This window comes from Pedobacter aquatilis (genome assembly GCF_030409415.1).
GTDB lineage: Bacteria > Bacteroidota > Bacteroidia > Sphingobacteriales > Sphingobacteriaceae > Pedobacter > Pedobacter aquatilis.
Genome location: NZ_JAUFPW010000028.1, coordinates 28,096 through 45,448 on the forward strand (window position 1 = coordinate 28,096; position 17,353 = coordinate 45,448).

A 17,353-nucleotide genomic window follows, 5' to 3' on the forward strand; every position below is an offset into this window, starting at 1 on the left:
AAACGATAAAGCATGCATTTGAATTTTTAACTTATATTTGCAGTTAAAATTTTACAATACATGCGTCTAAAAAATATCTTTTGTGCCCTTATTTTAATTACCCTGCTACCTTTAGCAAAATTATCCGCACAAACCATATCAACTGATAACTTGAGCAAAGTGAAAGTTGAACAGTTATCCGACGCACAGATATTGGAAATTTCCAAAAGATTTGAAGCATCGGGAATATCTGAAGCCGAAGCCATCAAAATTTTGGTTGCAAAAGGCATGGACCCTGCCGAAGTTGATAAGTATAAAGAACGTTTGGCAGAAGTTCAATCTGGTGGAAAAACGGCTAAAAACACAAATCAGCCTACTGTTGTAAAAACTCAAGACATAAAAAATCGAGATACAACCAGAATTTCCAGCCCTCAGCCAATTAAAAAAAGTAGCCCGATTTATGGCTATGAATTTTTTAGCAATCCAAACTTAAAATTTGAACCAAATATTCGCATTGCGACACCAAAAAGTTATGTTTTAGGTCCTGATGATGAATTATCAATCCTATTAACCGGTTTAAACGAAAGTACAACCAATGCAAAGGTTTCGCCAGAAGGGAATGTAAAAATCCCTTATGCAGGTTTGGTTTATGTAAATGGTTTGAGCATTGAGCAAGCGACCGCACAAATTCGCTCAAAAATGGTTAAAGCTTATCCGGCTTTAGCTTCAGGACAAACAAAACTAACTGTAAATTTAGGAACCGTTAGAAGCATTCGAGTAACCATAATCGGCGATGTTGCAACCCCAGGGACTTATACAGTTTCCTCCTTATCAACACTGTTTAATGCTTTATATCAAAGTGGCGGACCAACCTACCGTGGTTCTCTACGTAAGATTGAGTTAATCAGAAACAATAGAGTGATTCAGGTTGTCGACCTGTATAACTTCCTTCAAAAAGGTATACAAACCGATAATTTAAGCCTACGCGACCAAGATGTAATTAGAATTCCGGTTTATACTACAAGAGTTGCAATTGATGGTACTGTAAAAAGACCAGGCACTTACGAATTAAAAACTTCTGAAACCTTAAGTGACCTGATTACCTATGCTGGTGGCTTCAGTGATTTGGCTTACAAAGGCATGGCTAAGGTTACGCAGGTTGGTGACAAAGAAAGAAGTGTGAAAGATATACCTGCTGATATGTTTGACCGCTATACCCTAAAAAATGCTGATTCAGTGTTTTTTGGAGCAATTTTAGAACGTTTTGCAAACAGAGTTGTGATAGATGGTGCAGTTTACCGCCCAGGAACTTTTGAATTGAGCCAAGGCTTAACACTTAAAAACTTAATCAGCAAAGCTGATGGACTCCGCGAAGATGCAGCCTTAGGTAATGGATACATAAAGCGTATTAAACCTGATTTGGAAAAAGAAATGATATCCTTTAACCTCGGCAATGTAATGTCGGGAAAAGATAACGATATCGCTTTAATGAGAGAAGATTCTGTTTTTGTTACCTCAACAAAAAGTTTGAGAGACGAATCTTCTATCAGCATCGGCGGATATGTTAAAGCACCGGGATCTTTCCAATATAGAAAAGGAATGAGTGTTGCCGATGTAGTAAATATGGCGAATGGTTTCACAAATGATGCCGCAAATCATCGTATAGAAATTTCAAGATTGATAAAAGATACTTCGGATACCTTATCCAATCAATTGGTTAAAATCATTACCCTCAGTTTAGATTCTGCTTTATCATCTAATGATGGTAAATTTTTACTGGAGCCTTTGGATTACATATATGTACCTCGATTGGTAAATTACCGTTCAATAGGCAATGTCAAAATACGTGGAGAGGTTTTATTTTTAGGCGATTATGCACAGCAAAGAAGAGATGAAACCGGTATAGAGTTTATTAAACGTGCTGGTGGTGTGACGCCTCTTGGTTCATTAGAGAATACACAAGTTTATCGCAATGGCGTGAGAGTTGATATGGACCTGACCGGAAAGCGTAAGCGACAAAGTGCAGATGCAACGATTTTAATGCCTGGCGATAGTTTATTTATTCCAAAAAATGAACCGTTTGTAGAGGTTACCGGTTCGGTTAACAACCCTCAATTACTAAGATATGCTAATTCAAACTTTAAGTATTATGTTGATGCGGCAGGCGGTATAACTGAAAATGCAAGATTAAAAGGGGCCTACATTAAATATCCTAATGGAATAAATGCGCCCGTTAAAACCTTTTTGTTTATTAAAAATTATCCAAAAGTAACGGAAGGTAGCCAAATCATCGTACCAGAAAAATCAGGAAAGAATAAATTAGGCTTTGCAGAAATTACAACCATCGCTTCGGCACTTACCGGTATTGTGAGTTTAATTGCCATCCTATTTAAATAAGTTTATGCAGTCTGCCGAAAATAAAACAACCTATGCTAATGTAGAAGAAGACTTTTCTTTTTCGAAAATGATGGATACCCGCAAAAAGGACATTGTATATCTGTGGAAGTTTAAAATTAGAATATTAATTATCGGATTAATTGGAGGTGCTTTAGGTTTTCTGGCAGCGTTATTTTGGCCCGTTACCTATACCGCTAAACTAACATTTGTAGTAGAAGAGGGTAAATCCAGCGGCGGCGGAATATTATCTTCCCTGGCCGGGCAAATGGGTTTTGATATTGGTGGCTTAACCGGAGGCACCAGCGGTGTTTTAGCTGGAGACAACGTATTGCAATTATTAACCAGTCAAAAGATGGTTAAGCAAACGATTTTAACACCTTTAGATACTGCAAATAAATCATACACCATTGCGGATAAGTATGCAGATGCATATGAGCTTAAAGAAGACTGGAAAGATTTAAAATCAAACACCAAAAAGGAAACCATCATGTTTCCGCCAGAAACCAAAACATATACCCGCTTACAGGATAGCTTACTTCATGACATCATCCGAAGAGTTACAGAAAAAGAACTTTCAGTTAGCAAACCTGATAAAAAATTAGGTTTTTTTGCGCTTACTACCACCATGAAAAGTGAGCAGTTAGCAGGTCTGGTATCTACTCGCTTAATTGATGAGGCCACACAATTTTATATTGAAACCAAAACCAAAAGACTAAGGGTAAATGTAAATCGCTTACAACATAGAGCAGATAGTATTGGCAGATTGTTAAATCGTAAAACTTATGCTGCAGCTGGTGCGAATGCAATTATGCTGGATGCAAACCCTGCTTTCGCAACAATCGGTGTTGGGGCCGAACTCCAAGAACGCGATAAAAGAGTTTTACAAACCATCTATTCAGAAATCATCAAAAACCTGGAAGTAAGTCGCACCATGTTGATGCAGGAAACACCAACCTTTCAAATTGTTGATGAACCTGAAATGCCCTTGAAGAAAAACAAAATGAGTAAGGTTGTTGGTATCGCAATGGGTGGTTTATTACTCGGTGCTTTTTATTGTTTGTTTCTTCTGATTAAGAGGAAAGACTAGTTTGGTATTATTTTTTTAGTCTAGGCGCTTATAAGTCTGAGCTTGTTGAAGAATTTACTAATTCGAATTTCCCATCATAACTAAATGTCATTCTAAGTATAATTAGAGTTACGTCATTCTGAGCGGAGTCGAAGAATCTTCTAGGGATCGTCATTGCGAGGAGGTACAACAAAGCAATCTCATAGCAAATTAATTCAAATTATTGTTATTCTGAGCATGTCGCAGAATCTTCAAAAAATCGTCATTGCGAGGCACGAAGCAATCTCCTTAAAGATAACCATTCTAATCAATTTGTCATTCTGAGCCTGTCGAAGAATCTTCCAGGGATCACCATTGCGAGGTACGATGCAATCTCTCCTTAAAGATAACCAGTCTAATCAATTTGTCATTCTGAGCCTGTCGAAGAATAAGAATCAATACTACTTGAACGGAAACAGATTGCTTCAGCGCACACGAGCCCAGCTTCGCAATGACGAATTCAAGGCCTATCATTCTAAGCGGATTAGAAGAATCTTCCAGGGATCGTCATTGCGATGTACGAAGCAATCTCCTTAAAGATAACCAGTCTAATCAATTTGTCATTCTGAGCCTGTCGAAGAATACGAATCAACACTAATCGAACGGAAATGGATTGCCTCAGCTCACACGAGCTCAGCTTCGAAATGACGAAATTAAGGCAATTACACAATCACTTTGTCATTCTGAGCGTAGTCGAAGAATATAAAGCTTAAAACCTAAACGCTACCCCCAGCTCTCCATGGAAATTGAAAACTGTATTATGCGGAATGTAATACTGGTTATCTGAAAAATCCTTTTGTCTCCATTGGTAATTTAATGATTTAATTCCCTGAATCTTGGCATTAAATAAGAAATTCTTATAATCCCAATTACCCTCTGCAGCTAAAGCAAAATCTACCCAGCTGCGGCTGCCACCTTTAGCATTACCAAAACCAGCGAAATCGTAAAAATCACGGTTGTGTTCTAACCTATCAAAGGTTAAACCTAATCGCTTTAAACCTTTAACCCAACTGATATCGAAAGACTGCAAATTACCTCCTGAGCCAGTTCCAGCACCTAAAACTTCACCATTATTTGTATATCCCTGCTTTACCTCACCATGATAATAAAAACCAAAGGCGTTTCTTAGTAAAAGACCGTCAATGGTTTGAGACATTTGAGTGACTTCTGCACCTACCTGGATATATTCATCATTATGATTTTTTAATGGTATCAACTTTCTCAAACCAAAAAGATAAGCTCTTGAATGATCAGGTGAACCAATAAAATCCCTAAAATTATAAGCATTATCATTCAATCCATATTCAAAATAAACTTCAGCCTTAGCTTTTGTCATTACCCATCTGGCATACAAAGAAGTTCGCTGATCTCTGGCTTGACCATCATCACCTCCACCGTTATCAATCCTGTTTTTCTGAAAAGGTATGAAGAAAGGAATGTAGTCATCCAGACCTTCCAAATCCGGACCATAAGACATAAATGTTCTGGTGAATCCAACGAATAAACCTGGTAACCATTTGGGTTGATAATTAATGTTTAAGCCGGCGAGGTATCGCCAATCATTTCTTGGAGCAGTATAAATCAATGAACTATTGCTAAGAATTTTTTCGTCCAAGGGTGCAAAACCTGACTGCTCTAAGCGACCGCCAAAAATCTGGCCTTCAAAAGAACCAATAGCTGTTTTAACTGGACGGACGGTGTTTAGTGTTACATGCTTAAAACCTTGAGCATGATTACTCATCATTAAACTATTTTTGATACCCGGGCCCCACCAGAGATTTTCATTTGATAAACCTAAAGAGGCCGGACCAACAGTTAAACGAATGCTGCTTTGGCCCCAATTAAGCTTACTGTATGCACCATTACCAAAACGTTCCGGATTATCAATTAAATTATAATTCTGAGTGAGATAAGCTTGTAATTCTGAAATAGATCTATCATTACCATAACTCTCAAATGAAGAGTTTTGTGCGTAAACATATTCAGGCCTAAACTGAATACTTAATGGGCCATACTTGACAAAAAAACCCCCTGAAAGCATAGTTTGATAACCTTTAGCCGGTATCATTGCGCCGTCGTTCCAGCCATAAGGATGGTGAGAATTAATCTGTTGCTGCCACGAAAATGGAAGTATCTGAAGAACACCCTTTCCATTGGCAAAAGAAATTGCACCTAAAGGTTTATAAGTTCCATTTGAAGTTAAAGCATTCAAAGGATCGAAAACATCTGTCTGCCTTAATGCTTCATTAGATACAGGACGATTACTGAAGGAAATGGTAGAATCCAATTTACCCTGAAGCTGTAAACGGCGGTAATAATCCTCGAGCCCTTGCATACCTACTGGGATGCTTTGTGCGAATAAGCCATCCGAAATTCCAATCAGAAAAAATATAAATATATAATTAAAAACAATTTTCATGAATAATACTTTACTTAGAAACGATAGGTAACACTTATCTGAACCTGCAAATTAAAAACATCCTTTCCCGGAACCATATAATCTTCACCAGGTTTCTGCATTAGAAACCATTGATAATTTAAAGATTGTATACCTTGGAGTTTTGCATTAAACAAAAAGTTTTTATAATTCCACTCCCCGCTTGCCCCGAAACTTAAATCCGTCCAATGTCTTCTAAAATCTTTCGAATCGTTAAATGCGTAAAAATAAAAATCATTATTATGAACCAATCTTTCAATTTGAAAGCCTAACCTTTTCAAACCTTTTACCCAACTCAACTCAACTGATTGGTGGTTAGCACCTGGCCCTATTCCTGCACCCAAAACCTGACCTCTATTGGTATAACCATGCCTCATGTTTTTACTGGTATACCAGCTGTCAAGATTTAATACTTTTGAAACATCTGTTTCCTGCATTTGCGTTACTTCTGCACTTAACATCAAGTTTTCATCTTTTCTGGAACCAAATGGAAATAACTTTCTAATACCAAAAATATAAGCACGCGAAACATTGGGTTCTAAAGCCAAATCATTTAAATCTCCTGAATAATTATTCCGTCCAAATTCAAAATAAACTTCTGCCTTTTCTTCTGCCCATAACCATCTCATGAAATAGGAGTTTCTTTGGTCTCTTTTATTAATTGCTTCGGTTACTGCAGCTTGTTTTTTGCTGGAGAAAAATGGGAAATAATCACCAAACGAACCCATGGCTTTGCTATATTGCTGCGTACTTCTGGTTAAGCCCAAAAATAAGCCAGGTACCCATTTCGGTTGCCAACTTAATACCATACCTGATAAATAACGCCAGTCATTTGGCTTAGCTACGAATAGAGGCTGATTAAAATATTCACGCTCCGGAACTAATACACCATAACCTGATTCCTCTAAACGACCGGCAATAATTTGTCCCTCAAAACTTCCTATTGGACTAGTAATGGGTTTGCGGGTATTTAAGGTTAAATGCTTAAAACCAGGCGCATTATTACTCATTAAAAGGGAATTCCTTAAGCCCGGACCCCACCATAAATTTTCTGTTGATAAACCAAAGGATAGGGCTTTATAATTCAAACGAATACTACTTTGACCCCAATAGGCTTTTGTAAACCCATCACCACCAAATCTCGCAGGTAAATCTATATTATTATAAAAATCATAATACCTGGCGGTAATTACATCAAAATGTTCCTTATCAAAAGTATCGAAATTGCCGTTAGCGGCCAGTACAACCTCCGGTTTAAATTGTATGGTTAAAGGCCCATATTCAGCAAAAATACCTGCGGTTAATAAAGTCTGAAGTCCCTTAGCCGGGATCATGGCCCCATCATTCCATCCATATGGATGGTGGCTATTATTTTGAAGCAAGACTCCCAAAGGTAAAAGTTGCCATTTAAACTTGCCATCTTTCGAAATGCCAGCTCGATCTGCATTAAGGAGATTGAACCTGATTTCAGTAGAATCTGGATAGTCCATATCCTTAATTCTAAATGCAGACTTTGGAACTATTGGACGAACGGTAAAGGAAACGGTTGAATCTAATCGCCCAGAAAGCTGTGCCCTGCGGTAATAGTCCTCTAGAGCAATAGAACCTACTGGTAAAGCTTGCCCGTAACTATGAATTGCAAATAATGATATTAAGAAAGTATATATTGATTTCCTCATAAATTAATAACCTTTATCCTAATATTGTCAATCGACCAGCTTTCGTCGCACATAGGATTAACTGCATTGGTTTGAATCAATTGATCTCTGCACTGCATTAAAAGCGTAGCCTTTGAATGCTCGATAACTTTTGTGATTTTATATAATGATGTTCCACCAATTTTCCCGGATAAGTTACACACACCTGGTAGATTAGGGTTAATGGCGCCAGTTTTTGGATTATTGTATGAGTTTGGATAATCTGACGGATAAGATTGTGGCGGGCAAAAGCCTGAATTATTACAGTCTTCGTTAGAAAAAGTTGCATTCACATATAAGTTTCCGTCTACGATAAATTTCCAGATGTCTGGACCATCTATACCGCCACTAACTTTATTGCCATCCCAACTATCGTGAATGTATAAATCGAAACTAACTTCTACCAATTTATGCGCCGGAAGGTTTGATAGACTTAAATCAAAGCCCGAAGAATTGTATCTTCCTAAAACCTTTGTATTATTGTAAGTTTCCGTTGATGCGTTGGAAATACCATCCAGCTTGTTACTTTCAAAATCATTAAAGTAAACCTCCTGCTCACTTTTTACCTCCTTGGCGCATGAATTTATCAGTAAGCCAAGACATATTAACACAATTAATTTTTTCATCATTCTGTTTAAGGTAATTGATCCAATTCTTCAAAAACTGAATTTTTACTCTTAAACTCAGGAACCAGCTTTTTCATGTTAATCACCACCTGCCGGTCGTTGTTGGTTTTAGCTGATTGTACTAAAGCTGTGATTTGATCTACAATATCATTAAATACATATTCCCTCACTTTACCTATCATAATTTTTTGATGGTGCGTAGGCATTGTATTTTCGTTATCATTTAACAATTCCTCATAAAGTTTCTCACCTGGTCGTAAACCTGAGTATTCAATTTTGACGTCTACATTTGGCTCCAAACCGGCTAAGCGAATCATTTTTTTAGCCAACTCTACAATTTTGACAGACTTCCCCATATCAAAAATAAAAATCTCTCCGCCTTTACCCATACAACCTGCCTCCAAAACCAATCTACAAGCTTCAGGAATGGTCATAAAATATCGGGTAATCTCAGGATGCGTAACAGTTAAAGGGCCTCCCTTTTCAATCTGTTGCTTGAAGCGCGGTATCACAGAGCCATTAGAGCCTAAAACATTACCAAATCTAGTTGTTATAAACTTTGTTATAGGTTTAACATCCAATTCATTGATGTAACTTAAGCCGTTGCTAAAAATGAAATCATGTTGATTTAAAGAATTATTAAGCGATTGAACATATATTTCAGCAATTCGCTTTGAGGCGCCCATAACATTTGTAGGATTAACGGCCTTATCAGTAGAAATCATTACAAATTTCTGAACACCGTATTTAACCGACTTATCTGCAATGGTTTTTGTGCCAAGAACATTCGCTTTAATGGCTTCCGCAGGGTTGTCTTCCATTAAAGGAACGTGTTTGTAAGCAGCTGCATGGTATACATAATGCGGCTTATAAGTATCGAACAAGACATCCATTCGTTGCTCATCGCGTACATCACCTATAAAAGCATGATAATTTTTACTTTTATTGTTTTCTTCCAGTTCAAGATATAATTCATGGAGTGCAGATTCAGCCTGGTCACAAATGATAATTAAACCCACATCAAATTTGGATAATTGACGAACAATTTCACTACCAATAGAGCCTGCTGCTCCTGTAATCAGAATCCGTTTTTTATCGAGCATTTTACCTATCCCTTCAATATCAATATCAATTGATTTTCGATTTAGTAAATCTTCAATATTGAGCTTTTGAATCTGAGCCGGCTGCAACTTGCCATTCGTCCATACATCAGGCGGTGGAATATTTAATATCTTAATATCATTTTCCAAACACAAATCTATAATCTGGTCTTTGCGCTCATCTGGGATAGTGTAAGAGGCAAAAATAATTTCATCTAACTCATGTTCCGCAATCAAGCCCTCTAATTTTTTGGCATCTAAAATTCTGACGCCATCAATGGTCTTACCAACTTTTCTTTCGTCATCATCCACAAAAGCAACGATGTTTTTATTCACACTACCATCATGGTCAAAAGTTCTTTTCGTCGCCAAGCCGGCTTCACCAGCGCCATAAATAATTACCTTCTTTTTATCTAATTTTAAATTTTTGATATAGAGGAAAAAATATTTAATCAGTATCCGGTAGGTAATTAATAGTAAGAAACTGGCCAAACCATTTGTAATTAGAATGGTATGAGAAATCAACAGCTCCTGAAAAAAAATAATCGATATCAGATTTAAAACAAAAAAAGTTCCATTACTGATGATTACAGAAAATAATATTCTGAATGAATCTTGAGCACTGGTATATCGAATGATACCAGCATAGGTTTTAATGTTCAGGAAAACCGCAACATTAATCAGCCCTAAAATGAGAATACTCCTGGCCAATTCTGGGATATTTACAGATGTCAAATCCAGATTATGCCTTAATGCATAGGCAAATACCATAGAGAAGGTGCAGATGATAATATCCAGAAGGAATATTATCCAACGAGGTACAATATTAATTTGAGTAAACAAAATTCAATTAGGCTTTATTTCACCGTAAAGATAAATATAATAATTAATACAGAGTTGATTTATATTTCCTTACATATATTTAACTACGTAGTTAGAATGCAATTGGTCATTTCACTATTGTTTCGAAACAAATTCTTTAATAAATGTCACCCTGAGCGGAGTCGAAGGGTAAATCAAAAAAATCATTGTTAGGCAAAACGCATTAATATTACCTCACTTTGTCACCCTGAGCGAAGTCGAAGGGCTAACCAACCTATCTTTACCTTCTAATGCAAATCGAATACTGATAAATATTACAACAGACAAAAAAATTAAAGCAATTGCGAGCAAATAAGAATCCTGTATTATACAGATCATAACAAGATTTACCAAAAGCTGTATAAAAAAGTACAACCCCGAGACCATCAAATGAGGCCATTTTCTTTCGTTTGCGAGGTATTGATAAAGATGACTGCGGTGTGCTTCAAATATATTCTCCTTACGGATTAATCTAAACAATATGGTTACCACAGCATCCAAGCCGTAAACTAATAATAACAGGATATAGCTAAAATTGCCCGTTTTTATAATCAATTGCCCGATTAGAAAAACAATAATAAATGCAATACTTACACTTCCAACATCTCCGGCAAAACACTTCGCCTTTTTTCTAAAATTGAAAAAATTAAACACCAATAAGGATAAACCAACTACAATCAATAAATCAGAAGAAGTGAATTTTATAATACAGTTATTAATATAATATAACGAAGCCATAGCTAATAGACTGTAAGAACCTGTTATGCCATTAATCCCATCCATAAAATTATAAGCATTGATGGTGCCGATTACAAAAACTAAGGCTATAGGAATCCAATACCAATCAAGTTCAAAAAGACTCCATTCATAGAACATTAGTAGTACTGCAAATAAATGTATGCTTAATCTAATTTTGTTATTCAGCGTTAGAATATCATCCGCAAAACTAATTGCGGCAATTGCAATTAATCCGGTTATAAAATATGGATATTGTAAGCCAAATAGAATAAAGTAGATGATTCCAGCTAAGCAAAAAATAATGCCTCCGCCTCTTAGTGTAATGCTTTTATGTGAGCTCCTTGCATTCGGTTTATCTATAATATTGAAATGATCAGCAATTTTGAAATAAATGAATTCTATTGCTAAAAGACTAAAGAAAATGGCGATTGCAGCTATGATTGTCATTGTAATTGTTAATGGGCAAAGATAATTATTTAAACATCGTTGCCGTAAAAATGCTTTCTTAGGTTATGATTAAGGATGGGCAGTACCAAATGATTTTGCTGTTGAAGCTAATCCATTCTCACTCGTTATTGGAAACGCTGTATCTAATGCTTTTTTTATTTTATCATTACTCACTACATAGTTTTCTGTTAATTTATTCAACCGCTCCGTATTTAGAGGAAGCTTAAATAAATCTCCAATTTTGGCCAGACTGCCAATGATGTTATTCGGAATCGCCCAAAGTTTAGGTTTTTTACCAAGTGAGGCGGCTAATATTTTTACAACCTTATTAGTTGACAGTGCTTTGTCATCCGCCACATTGTAAATTCCTGAAGGGATATCCCTTTCTAGCAATTTAGCAATTACAAAGCATAAATTTTCGACACTTAAAAAAGAACGTTTGTTTTCAAATGCCGCCAAAGGATATGGAATTCCTTTCTGAACAAATTTGTATAGCAAATTCAGATTTCCTTTATTTCCAGGACCATGAATCATACAAGGTCTCAAAATATAATATGATTTCCCTTTTGGCAATATTTGCTGCTGAATATATTTTTCGGCCATTAACTTAGCTTTCCCATAGTCAGTTAAGGGATTAGGAACATCAATTTCATTTAAAACACCCTCAACAACATCTGCACTGGCTTTAACAGAGCTTAAAAATATAAATTTCTTAGCATCTGACTTCAAAAATACATCGTAAAGTTTTTTAGTTAATTCAAAATTAACCTGATAATATTCGTCAGGATTTGAAGTTCTTTTAAGGTCGTGTGCTTTGCCAGCGAGGTGGATTATGGCCTCAGACAATTGAATACCTGAAAGATTTGTTAAATCATTTCGGTTTAACAATTTAGTTTCTATATCTAGTTTATTTAGATACGGCATAAGGTTTGTTCCAACAAATCCTGTTGAACCTGTAACTACAGCTTTCATTATTTTCCCTCTATATTTGTTTTCTAAATGCTCTAACTAATTCAACAATACCTTCCTCAACAGAAGTTATTGTTCTATACCCGAGCTGCGTTTCAACTTTTTGATTAGTGTATGTCACTCGATTTGTTAATGCATTGACTCTTGAAGACTTAATTGGGCTTTTAGGAATATAATCACCAATGAGACCAATAAAATTCATTATAAAGAGTGGTATCCTAAGTTTAGGTGCTTTTACTTTTAGCTGACAGGCAATAATATCTACGAATTTGTCAAGAGGTAGATAATCGGAAATATTATAAGTGCTTCCAATTGCATTAGGATGTGTACCAGCTTTAAGTAATACATCTATTACATTAGTTACATGAACGTAGTTTGCATTAGCACCTTTAGGGCCTATAAAAAAGAATTGGCCCTTCTCAATTGTTTTTATTAATTGGAAAAGGGATCTATTTATCATTGTTGGTCCAAATACATTAGATGGCCGTACAATCGATATTGTAAAAATTTGTTTTTCGGATGCCGCTAACACTAGGAGATCAGATTCAACTTTTGACACTTCATATGCATTGGCAGGCTTTAGTTGAGAATTTTCGTCTATGACGCCTCTGAATACAGGGCCATAAACGCCAGTACTACTTAATTGTACCCAGTGCTTAACTTTCCCTTTGGCGGCTTCAATCAAATTAGCAGTTCCTTCAACGTTTACCTTTCTCATTAATTCCTCGTTCCTAATCTCTGCTGCACAATGATATAGAACATCAACATTACTCAAAAATGGAGCTAATTTCTCTGGTGCATCCAGAAGGTCACTATTAAAGATGAGGACTTTAGTAGAAAAACCATGATTAAATTTCCTAGTAAGTACTCGCACTTCATGCCCCAATGCTAAACAATTATCTACCAAGATCCGACCAATAAACCCTGTGGCGCCAGTTATAGCTATAATCATATTATGTAGTTTTAATTAAATGTGTGTAATATTCATAATGAGATTTAAATATATAATCTGCTGAAAAATATTTTATCACTCGCTGATAACCATTAGTACGCAGATGTTCATAAAGCACTGAATCGTTATAGAGGTTAGTCATAGCGAACGAAAATTTACCAACATCTTTTAGAGGGACTAGAATTCCTGTTTCCATATTTTCTATAGCATCACTCAAACCAACAATATCAAAACCTATTGTCGGTATTTTCATTGCAGCAGCTTCTATAACTATTGTACCGAAGCCCTCACTACTACTTGGTAAACATAATACGTCAGAAACAGCTAAAAACTTCTGGTGATCTTTAACAATATCGTATGAAATAATTTTTTCTTTTAAATGAACATAAGACATGTAGAGCTCTGACAATTTACCATCTGATTCATCAGGACCGATAAATAGTAGTTTTACATTTGGTAAATGTGATATTTGATGAAAACTTTCAAACAATTCAACAATACCCTTAACAACAGATTTCCTAGCCAAAAATGTAAAAACAAAATCTGTACTCTTTAATCCGAGGCTTTCGCGAAGGTCAACTTTCTCAATCTCACTAACTGGCCTAAATACTCCCAGCGACACGCCAGATAGCGATCCTTGACCTAGATGCCTAATAACCTTATTTTCCTTGCTAAAACCGTTTAGGAACAAAAATTTCGTTTGAGATGGGCTGTCTGTTAAACAATTTGTATTAAAATTATAGATAACTTTATCCATAAAACGCAATAAAGTCCTGGAAAATCCAGTTCTGGTGGCCCAAACTTGACCTGTGAATGTATGTATTCGAATTGGCACAAAGGTAATCAAAGCGGCTATGGAGGATATAAAACCCGATTTTGGCATTATCGAATGAACTATTTTTGGCCTTATTTTAATTAGTAAATAAGATATTTTAATGAGTGCAATAAGATCATTGAAAAATGAAATTTTCCTTTCTATTTTAACATCATAAAATTTAACGTGTTCAAAATCCGTCTGGTATCGTGATACTCCATTACCAATAATGTGCAAATCATAGTCATGATTAGACCTTTCTATAAAGTTTTTTAAATGCCATAAAACAACCTCCGCTTGCGTGACGACACGCACTAACTTTATTTTTTCTTTGGAACTCATTTAGATGATAAGTTAATACTTGCTACTCATTTTGCCCTTTACCCCAGAAAATCCATCACTAATACCTCGCCACAAGAACCCAAGCCGGCTTAATGTTTCGCCAGAATAAATTGAAATAATCATTACGACAATCGTTCGAACAATAATTCCAGTAAAAATGTAAAGATTCCTAACCCCATTTTTTTTGTATGATAAAATCATATTTCTAACTTGATAATAATGACGATATGGATCACCTATGGGAAAGAGAAATCTTCCGAAAACCTTTACATCGCCATTTCCAACATTATGTGTAAACTTAGCTTCAATATTAACAAATACAGGTTTGGCTACTTTCCAACAACGCATTGAGAAATCCATATCAATATGATCAATAAAATAGTCCTCGTCAAATAATCCTATTTTTTTGAATGTTTTTAATGGAATGAGTGAAAAACTACTTGAAACGGTTTTAACAGCCAAAAGATTCGGATAAATTCTGCTATAACTAATCGGTCTTATTCTATAAGGGGTTCCTTCCTTTCTAATTGGATATCCTGCAATAATTCCAAAATCTATTTTGTCTTTATTTAATTTTTTGAAAGTTTCAATTAGTAGTTTTAATGCATTGTTATTCAAGTTTGTATCCTGATCAAATACGAACAAGCCGGCAAACCTGTCATCCGCAATCACATTCGTCGTAATCAAATTAAACGCAACTGCTAGTCCAATATTACCTATTGTCTTATTTACTACATTAACAAAATCACCAAATTCATTTCTTATGATATTGATGGTATTCTTGTGTGTAACCTCATTCGGTGTATTATCATATAAAAAAACCTTAATACCAAGTTCATTCAAAATTCTTATTGCCGTAAGGTAATACTGATCCGCTGGATTATACAGCACTAGGGCTGCGGCGAATTTATATTCAATACCGTTATTCAAATTGTCTTCTCTCATTACCTTTCAGCTAAATTAATTAGCAATTATATTTTGTGTGGGCATATTCCACTAACATCTTTAAACCCATCAACAAATCCTCTAATACTATATTTCCAATATTTTTTTCTATCAGAAGCAAAAACAAGAAAAGTTAATAATCTAACCAAATTAACGATTATTTCCCGCAATTTATATCCAATGGGAATAACCGGATTTTTTATCATCAAAATACTGTTACGACATAAATAATAACGTCGAAGAGGACTGTGATTTGATATTTCTCTACCTGCGACTGCGAAACTATTATCCCCAATAGCATGAATCATCACTGCTTCTGGCGCAACGTATATGCTATAAGCATTATGTTTAGCTCTAAAGCACCACTCTATGTCAATATAATCGATAAAAAAGCCCTCATTCATCATCCCAATTTCACTAAGATCTTCGAGATTTATCAAACATCCGGAGGCGATAATAAAAGAAGCTTTGGTGGGTTTAATTTTTGGCACAAATCTTTTTATAAAGGGACCAAAATATTGAGATATTGGATAAATGATATTTGTACGTTCATTGAAATACAAAGGGCCAACAGCAGCAACTTTGATATTTGCGGATAATAGCTCATTCCGTGCAAGCATTAAATTCTCAATACAATCTTGCTTAGGCACCGAATCTTGATCGAAAAGTACCACGTGTGATGCGCCGCTGGCGTGTGCTTTTTCTATACCAATATTTTGCGCCCGGCCTAATCCATAATTTTCAGGGTTATATATAGATGTAGCTGTTGGATATTTATCTAAAAGGTCATCGATTAAATTCTTATTATCCGAGGAGTTGTCAACCAAAATTATACGCTGAACTTGGCTAGTTAATGAGTTTAATTGTCTTGCTAAAACCGGCAATTCTGGATTATAGGTAACAATAATTGCATATATTATTTCAAAGGGCATAGATAGATTATGTTTAATAATTAAGAAGCGGATTAACAAATAGGTATGCTAAAATTTTATGAAAGATCAGAATTAAAGTAAAAAACGCACATCCATAACTATAGAAATTTCCATATTTTTTGTTCACAGCAATAAATATAATACCGACTTCAGTTAGCTCTAAAATTCTTGTGGCATAGACAGGTATACTACTCATTACAATTGAAAAAAGAATTCCGGAGTACAGGAACATAATCAAACTGGCATTTATCTTGGATTCCTTCTTTATATGATAAAAGTGAAAAATAAAATATACTATTGCTAAAAGTAGTGTGGCACTAGTAAAACCAAAGCTGGCTTGGTCATAGTTTTTGCTATATTCAGCGGCAATTGGATTTAAATTTTCAATGATTATAACAGCACTTTTTGAAATGATACAAAAGCTAGTAATAAGTATAAAGAGTAATCTCATTTTATTCTTATGAACTAAGAATACACTTAAGCATCCTAGCAAAAAGATTACAGAAGAATAATGCATGCTGAACGCTAAAAAGAAAGCAAAAACAGCTGCTACGTTTTTCTTATCTGCTAAAAGTAAAAGGCTTAAATAACCTAATGATATAGCAACAGCTGCCCTCAATTGATTCAATTCTAGCAGGATTCCAAAAGACAACAAGTAAGCAAATAACATTAATAAGACTAAGCTATAATCGTTTTTAGAAAGCTTACGTAGTATGTAACATTTTACGAACAATGAAGTGGGAATGAGGCAAAGGTACATGGCAACAGGATATTTCGGAAAAAATTTCGACAATCCTCGAGCTACAAAATCGAACCCAAATTCAAATCTACTACCAGCACTTTCATAAAGTGCTGACAACGACTTATAATATTCTTCGTAGTTCTCAAAATCCCTACTTATAGGAGCAATATAAAAACTAAAAAAAAAACCAATAACAACACATAGAACAATAGAAAAGCTGTCCATAAACAACGCATTCTTACTGAAAATCCTTTGTTTCACTAAAAACAT

Annotated in this window: 13 protein-coding genes; 2 read left to right on the plus strand and 11 right to left on the minus strand. The window is 35.4% G+C overall.

What is annotated here, in order from left to right; translation table 11 throughout:
- The first annotated feature begins 60 nt into the window (after positions 1–60).
- Together QWY86_RS11345 and QWY86_RS11350 are read left to right on the plus strand one after the other, a co-directional pair.
- Complete coding sequence (locus QWY86_RS11345) at positions 61–2,376, plus strand: SLBB domain-containing protein (protein ID WP_290242135.1); 2,316 nt, start codon at positions 61–63, stop codon at positions 2,374–2,376.
- 4 nt (positions 2,377–2,380) lie between these two features.
- Complete coding sequence (locus QWY86_RS11350) at positions 2,381–3,463, plus strand: hypothetical protein (RefSeq protein ID WP_290242137.1); 1,083 nt, start codon at positions 2,381–2,383, stop codon at positions 3,461–3,463.
- Between the two features lie 727 nt (positions 3,464–4,190).
- Here QWY86_RS11350 and QWY86_RS11355 read toward each other — a convergent pair.
- From QWY86_RS11355 to QWY86_RS11405, 11 genes are all read right to left on the minus strand, one after another.
- On the minus strand, positions 4,191–5,900 hold the full coding sequence (locus QWY86_RS11355) for a capsule assembly Wzi family protein (RefSeq protein ID WP_290242140.1): 1,710 nt from the start codon (positions 5,898–5,900) through the stop codon (positions 4,191–4,193).
- Between the two features lie 14 nt (positions 5,901–5,914).
- Positions 5,915–7,597, minus strand: coding sequence for a capsule assembly Wzi family protein (locus QWY86_RS11360; RefSeq protein ID WP_290242142.1), 1,683 nt, complete (start codon positions 7,595–7,597; stop codon positions 5,915–5,917).
- On the minus strand, positions 7,594–8,244 hold the full coding sequence (locus tag QWY86_RS11365) for a hypothetical protein (protein ID WP_290242143.1): 651 nt from the start codon (positions 8,242–8,244) through the stop codon (positions 7,594–7,596). The genes QWY86_RS11360 and QWY86_RS11365 overlap by 4 nt, the downstream gene beginning before the upstream one ends.
- Before the next feature lie 5 nt (positions 8,245–8,249).
- Positions 8,250–10,184: a polysaccharide biosynthesis protein gene (locus QWY86_RS11370; protein ID WP_290242145.1), complete on the minus strand. Its 1,935-nt coding sequence runs from the start codon at positions 10,182–10,184 to the stop codon at positions 8,250–8,252.
- A gap of 213 nt (positions 10,185–10,397) precedes the next feature.
- Positions 10,398–11,387, minus strand: a complete 990-nt coding sequence (locus QWY86_RS11375) for an MraY family glycosyltransferase (RefSeq protein WP_290242148.1) — start codon at positions 11,385–11,387, stop codon at positions 10,398–10,400.
- A 69-nt stretch (positions 11,388–11,456) separates the two neighbouring features.
- A complete protein-coding gene (locus QWY86_RS11380) occupies positions 11,457–12,359 on the minus strand; it encodes an NAD-dependent epimerase/dehydratase family protein (protein ID WP_290242150.1) in 903 nt (300 codons plus the stop codon).
- 10 nt (positions 12,360–12,369) lie between these two features.
- A complete protein-coding gene (locus QWY86_RS11385) occupies positions 12,370–13,308 on the minus strand; it encodes an NAD-dependent epimerase/dehydratase family protein (RefSeq protein ID WP_290242152.1) in 939 nt (312 codons plus the stop codon).
- 1 nt (position 13,309) lies between these two features.
- Entirely contained in the window at positions 13,310–14,464 is a 1,155-nt protein-coding gene (locus tag QWY86_RS11390) for a glycosyltransferase (RefSeq protein ID WP_290242155.1), read from the minus strand.
- Between the two features lie 12 nt (positions 14,465–14,476).
- Complete coding sequence (locus QWY86_RS11395) at positions 14,477–15,409, minus strand: glycosyltransferase family protein (RefSeq protein ID WP_290242157.1); 933 nt, start codon at positions 15,407–15,409, stop codon at positions 14,477–14,479.
- Positions 15,410–15,435: 26 nt separating this feature from the next.
- Positions 15,436–16,341, minus strand: coding sequence for a glycosyltransferase family 2 protein (locus QWY86_RS11400; protein WP_290242158.1), 906 nt, complete (start codon positions 16,339–16,341; stop codon positions 15,436–15,438).
- A 13-nt stretch (positions 16,342–16,354) separates the two neighbouring features.
- Positions 16,355–17,353, minus strand: a complete 999-nt coding sequence (locus QWY86_RS11405) for an EpsG family protein (RefSeq protein ID WP_290242160.1) — start codon at positions 17,351–17,353, stop codon at positions 16,355–16,357.